Here is a 638-nt window from a genome sequence, read left to right on the forward strand (position 1 = left end):
TGTATTTATGGTATAGGCAATGCTTTACTGATTAAAAATTTAGCTAAACACTATAAACATCTTTTTGTATTTGAAAGCGAAATAGAACTTTTTATCCTAGCTTTAAGTACGATAGATTTGAGTGAAGAGTTGAAAGTTTATAAGATTGTATTATTTGACTGTGTTGCAAAGGATTTAGAAATTCAAATTGCTATGATTTTTGATCAGCAAAGTATTTTAGAGTATTTAAGTTTATATGAAATGTTTATTAGCTCGCATTATTATCTTAAATACTATGAAACTTCTATTTTATCTTTAAATGAACTTTGTATTAAAAGTGCAAGTGTAGCAATAAGGAATGCAGATATTACTTGTTTTTTACCTTTGCTAACACATGGACAGTTTTTACAAAACATCCCTTCTATGCTTGAAAGCATTCCTTTTCAAAGAATCTTAAATGAAAGAAAAAACAAATTTGAAAATGCTATAGTAGTTTCTGCAGGACCTTCTCTTACTAAACAACTTTCTTTGCTTAAAGCTTATCAAGATAAAGCAGTGATATTTTGCGCGGATGGGGCTTTAAGTATGCTTGAAAAAGAAGGTATAGTGCCTGATTATGTTACGAATTTAGATTTTACTGATCTAGCAATGAAATTTTT

At 28.4% G+C, this 638-nt stretch carries 1 protein-coding gene; it reads left to right on the forward strand.

All coding sequences use genetic code 11. The annotated features are described in order from the left end of the window. Positions 1-638, forward strand: a 638-nt coding sequence (locus ELQ06_RS08540) for a 6-hydroxymethylpterin diphosphokinase MptE-like protein (protein WP_134237518.1), incomplete at both ends; no start/stop codon positions are given.

It is taken from the genome of Campylobacter sp. CH246, assembly GCF_004378835.1.
Taxonomy (GTDB): Bacteria; Campylobacterota; Campylobacteria; order Campylobacterales; family Campylobacteraceae; genus Campylobacter_D; species Campylobacter_D jejuni.